The organism is Synechococcus sp. R5-12, from assembly GCF_047502655.1.
Taxonomy (GTDB): domain Bacteria; phylum Cyanobacteriota; class Cyanobacteriia; order Thermostichales; family Thermostichaceae; genus Thermostichus.
Window position 1 is genome coordinate 1 of record NZ_JANSIM010000201.1, and the last position, 4,640, is coordinate 4,640.

Genomic DNA, 4,640 nt, shown 5'->3' on the forward strand with positions numbered 1-4,640 from the left:
AACAGTGATGTTCAGCAGTGTTCAGCGTAAATGTATCAGCACGGCATTCACACTTTGGTGTACAGTCCCCTCTGCCGAGGTCTGCTGAGCGGACGGATGACGCCACAAACCACCTTCCCTTCAGGGGATATGCGCGCCGGGATCGATCCCAAGTTTGTTGAACCGCGCTACTCCCAGTACCTAAAAGCGGCAGAGGCATTGAGTCAGTTTGCTCAGGATCGCTATGGCAAGACCTTGGCTCAGTTGGCGGTGCGCTGGCTGCTGGATCAACCAGGGGTGAGTGTGGCACTGTGGGGGGCACGCAAGCCCTATCATCTGGAAGCGATATCCGGCCTTTGGGGCTGGTCGTTGGATGCGGAAGCGATGCAGACCATCGAGGATATTTTGCAAAGGTATGTTCCCGAGTCCATTCCCCCCAGCTTTATGTCCCCGCCTGCCCGCGCTGCCTAGTTGTTGCTTTCTGTTCCCTTGCCGTTTGCGTTAGCGGTGGGGAGCACTTTGTCGCCGGGATCCCAGTCCTACGATTGAGTTTGGCAAAAAATGGGATGTAGAGCCCTGTCCTACCGCTACATAACTGGCCAGTAGGGCGAGGGGGCTGTTAACCACGGGAGAACAAAGATGGCCATCCCAGATGCATTCGCGTCAGCAGTGCGGAGCACTTTGACCCACAAAGCAGACAGGCCAAGGGATCCGGCTGACCAGAATGGGCCCACAGCGCCTTCTCAGGCGGGATCCCTGATTCTCCACGTGGGGGGCATGAGTTGTGCCGGCTGCGTTCGCACCGTTGAGCAGGCCCTGCTGAGACAGCCGGGGGTGGTTAAGGCCAGCGTTAACCTGGTTACCGAGTCGGCCCTTGTGGAGTTTGCCCCTGGGATCCGGCCCGACCCGCAGCACCTGGCCCAGATTTTGACAGAGGCAGGGTTTCCCAGCCGCTACAGTTCAGAGGGTGAGGCCCTCTCCGGCGGGAGTTCCGTTCGCGTCAGCGGTGCGGAGCACTCTCAAGATCCCTCTTCCCCTCCCGGTGGGTGGGAAGAAGCCTTGGATGTGCCTGCGGATCCCCTCTCTCGGCAGCGACAGCAGACCCGACACCACATTCGCCAAGCGCTCACCGCCGCTTTTTTGCTGCTGATTTCTGCCGCCGGACACTTGGATCTCTTCGCCCGTCTGGGCTTGCCCCTCCTTAATGATGTCTGGCTGCACTGGGGCTTGGCGACCTTGACTTTTGTCGGCCCAGCTCGCGGCATTGTCCTGGATGGTTGGAGAGGGGCGCGGCGGCTGGCCCCCAACATGAACACCTTGGTTACCTTGGGATCCGGATCGGCCTACCTGGCCAGTCTGGTGGGGTTGTTGGCCCCTCAGGTGGGCTGGGAGTGCTTTTTCGACGAGCCCGTCATGATGCTCAGCTTCATCCTGTTGGGACGGGCCTTGGAACAGCACAGCCGCCTGCGGGCGGCCAGCAGCCTGCAATCGCTGGTGAGCTTGTGTCCCAGTTTGGCTCGGCGGGTTCAGCCTGCAGAGAAGGCGGGATCTCTGGCTTCCAGCCCAGAGGGGAACCTGGATCTGGGATCCCAAACCGGAGAATGGTGCCCTGTCGAACAGGTGCGAGTGGGGGATTGGCTCCAGGTGCGGGCCGGCGAACAGATCCCGGTGGATGGAGAAGTCATTGCCGGCCAGGCCACGGTCAACGAGGGGATGCTGACAGGGGAACCCTTGCCGGTGCTGAAACAAGCGGGGGATCCCGTGGTGGCGGGAACGCTGAACCAATCGGGGTTGCTGCTGTGCCGGGCGACGCGCACCGGGAAAGACACCACCTTGGCCCAGGTCATTCGCCTGGTGGAAGAGGCCCAAACTCGCAAGGCCCCCATCCAAGGGATAGCCGACCAGGTGGCGGGCTACTTCACCTATGGGGTGGTCACGCTGGCCATTCTCACCTTTGGGTTCTGGTACTGGATTGGGATCCCACTCTGGGGGAGCGGCGGTGCGGAGCACTTCGTCCTGGCGGGGTTCAGCCTGCACGCCCATCTGCATCTGGGTGACCATCCCCCTCACCCCACACCTCTGCTCAGCAGCCTCAAGATGGCCATTGCCGTTTTGGTGGTGGCCTGCCCCTGTGCTTTGGGGTTGGCTACGCCGATGGCCATCCTGGTGGGTACTGGCTTGGGAGCCGAGCGGGGTTTGCTCATCCGAGGGGGAGATGTTCTGGAGAAAGCCCATCGCTTGCAAACGGTGGTCTTCGACAAAACCGGCACCCTCACCCAAGGGGATCCCCACCTGACGGACTGTCTCAGCCTTGACCCCTCCCTGGATCCCAATCGCCTACTCCAACTGGCGGCCACAGTGGAAAGCGGCACTCGCCATCCGCTGGCGCAAGCCATTTTGCAAGCCGCCCGCACCCAGGGTTTGCCGTTGCTCTCCGCCGGCGAGTTTCAAACCCAGCCGGGGATAGGAGTCGCCGCCCAAGTGGAAGGGCAGGAAGTGGTGTTGGGATCCCTGGATGGGCTGGCTGCTTTGGGGATCCCGCTGTCCCAGGAGACCCAGGCCCAGGCCGAGGCGCTACTGGCAGCCGGCAAAACGGTGGTGGGCGTGGCTCTAGAGGGATCCCTGGTGGGGCTGCTGGCAGCCCAGGATCCCTTGCGGCCCGATGCGCAGGCAACGCTGCAACAGCTCCGGAAAATGGGCCTGCAGGTGGTTTTGCTAACCGGCGATCGGGCGGAGGTGGCCCACCAGGTGGCTGAGGCTCTGCAAGTGCCAGGTCTCCGCGTTATCGCCGAGGTTCACCCGGCAGACAAAGCTCAAGTCATCCGCGACCTGCAGACCCAAGGCCAGAGAGTTGCCATGGTGGGCGATGGCATTAACGACGCTCCGGCTTTGGCCCAAGCCGATGTGGGCATCGCCCTGCACTCAGCCACTGATGCGGCCTTAGAAACCGCCGATATCATCCTCATGCGCAACCGCCTCTGGGATGTGGTGGAAGCTATCCGCCTCAGCCGCGCCACCTTCCGCAAGATCCAGCAGAACCTCCTCTGGGCCTTTGGCTACAACCTGGTGGGGATCCCAGTGGCAGCAGGCGTGCTCCTACCCCCCTTTGGCATTGGGCTTAGCCCGGCAATCGCTGGGGGTCTCATGGCCTTGAGTTCCCTCAGTGTAATCCTCAATTCACTCCTCTTGAGGCGAACTTTTGTACCCCGTAGATCTTCGAGTAGCCGCAGCTAAAAAAGTGTTAAAAATTACGAATGACTAAGTATCGATCGTTAAGTCTTCCGAGGTTTTACCGAGCTTCTGACACAATTTCCGCTGCGTCCAAGCCAAAAATTCGGCAACTTCGATTACATTTGATTAAAAAGATTAATCCGCTTTAACTTTTGAGGATTTGGTTGTAAGATTAGGCCGAAACCAAGCTGTAAGCGCATCTTCTGGTTTCTTGCTTAGCAAAGCAAAAACCGTGAAAATACTGGGAAAGCGCATCTTGCAGCGGTGAAGGGAGCAAAAGTATGGCGATGCTTGGAGATCTTCAGGAATTTTCCTTATGCGACCTGTTGCATTTAATGGAAAAGGGTAAGAAAGCAGGGCAATTATCCATCTGGGCACCCAATGGCATTCAGCGGATTTGGTTTTACCAAGGTCGGGTGGTCGCCGCCCTCACCCCTGAAGAAAAGCATCGTTTGGAAAGCCTGCTGACGCGCTTTGGCTTGGTGGACGAGCAGGTGGTCAGCCAGTTGGTCGCTAGGGGCTTGGAGGAGCCTCTGGGGCGTTGCCTGCAGCGGCAAGGGTTGATCTCGCCCGTAGATTTGGCCAAGCTCTTTCGCCATCAACTGCAAACCGGCCTCTACAGCCTCTTTGCCCTCGAATCCGGACAGTTCAGCTTTTTGCCCAATGTGCCCATGCCCTATCGAGAAATGACCGGCCTGAGCAAGGGCGCCACCGCTGCTGTCTTGGAAGCCCTGCAGCAGCTCAAGCTGGAGCAACGCCCCGAAAAAGACCTGCCAGAGCCCGATAGCTGCTTTTGGCGTACCAGCACCGAACTGCCTCTGTTCAAACTTTCTGCGCTGGAGTGGGGGATCCTGGAGCAGGTGTCGCCTTCTCGCAAGCTGACGGCTTTGGCTCAAGCACTGGGGGCAGACCTGCTGGAGGTGCGCTATGCCTGTGCCCGTCTGGCCAAGCTGGGGTTGATCAGTCCCTGTGAGGGGCCAACGGTTCTGGCTCGGTCTGGTCACTGGGAGCTGTCCAAGTCGATTGCTGAGGAGGTGAATCCCGAGCCGGTGAGGGAGAGGCTGGGGGCAAGGGTGCCTGGTCTCCAGGATGAGGGCGGCCCCGTCAAGCCTTCTCTGGTCAGTCGATTGGCCACCCTCCTCAAGGGCATGCGCGAAAAATAAAAGCATAGGGATATTTGCAGTCATGTTTTCGGTTTTCGGGTAGAAACATTAGAAATAGTGAATCAGCAGGGAGATGTAGGATGGCTAATCTGTCCTCTTTGCAGGCGATCCTCCAGAGCTATGTTGCCAACACACCGGAAGTCCAGGGAGCAGCAGTGGTCACCCCCGACGGGCTACCTTTAGCTTCCACACTGCCTGTGGGTATGGATGAAGAGAGAACCTCTGCTATGTCGGCTGCCATGCTTTCTTTGGGCGAACGGATTGGGA

The 4,640-nt window shown here is 59.3% G+C and carries 4 protein-coding genes; all 4 read left to right on the top strand.

The window, feature by feature from the left end; genetic code table 11:
* Window positions 1-30: 30 nt before the first annotated feature.
* Window positions 31-450: an aldo/keto reductase gene (locus NW843_RS10650; RefSeq protein ID WP_414522920.1), complete on the top strand. Its 420-nt coding sequence runs from the start codon at window positions 31-33 to the stop codon at window positions 448-450.
* 168 nt (window positions 451-618) lie between these two features.
* Window positions 619-3,213 (top strand): heavy metal translocating P-type ATPase, encoded by a 2,595-nt coding sequence (locus NW843_RS10655; protein ID WP_414522921.1) that lies wholly within the window; start codon window positions 619-621, stop codon window positions 3,211-3,213.
* 332 nt (window positions 3,214-3,545) lie between these two features.
* Window positions 3,546-4,373: a DUF4388 domain-containing protein gene (locus NW843_RS10660; RefSeq protein ID WP_414417854.1), complete on the top strand. Its 828-nt coding sequence runs from the start codon at window positions 3,546-3,548 to the stop codon at window positions 4,371-4,373.
* An 80-nt stretch (window positions 4,374-4,453) separates the two neighbouring features.
* A partial coding sequence (locus NW843_RS10665) for a roadblock/LC7 domain-containing protein (protein WP_414522922.1) occupies window positions 4,454-4,640 on the top strand: 187 nt, incomplete at its 3' end.

Bases quoted from the DNA above. Each gene is read 5' to 3' on its own strand.
- NW843_RS10650 (WP_414522920.1), top strand. From the start codon at position 31: ATGTATCAGCACGGCATTCACACTTTGGTGTACAGTCCCCTCTGCCGA.
- NW843_RS10655 (WP_414522921.1), top strand. From the start codon at position 619: ATGGCCATCCCAGATGCATTCGCGTCAGCAGTGCGGAGCACTTTGACC.
- NW843_RS10660 (WP_414417854.1), top strand. From the start codon at position 3,546: ATGGAAAAGGGTAAGAAAGCAGGGCAATTATCCATCTGGGCACCCAAT.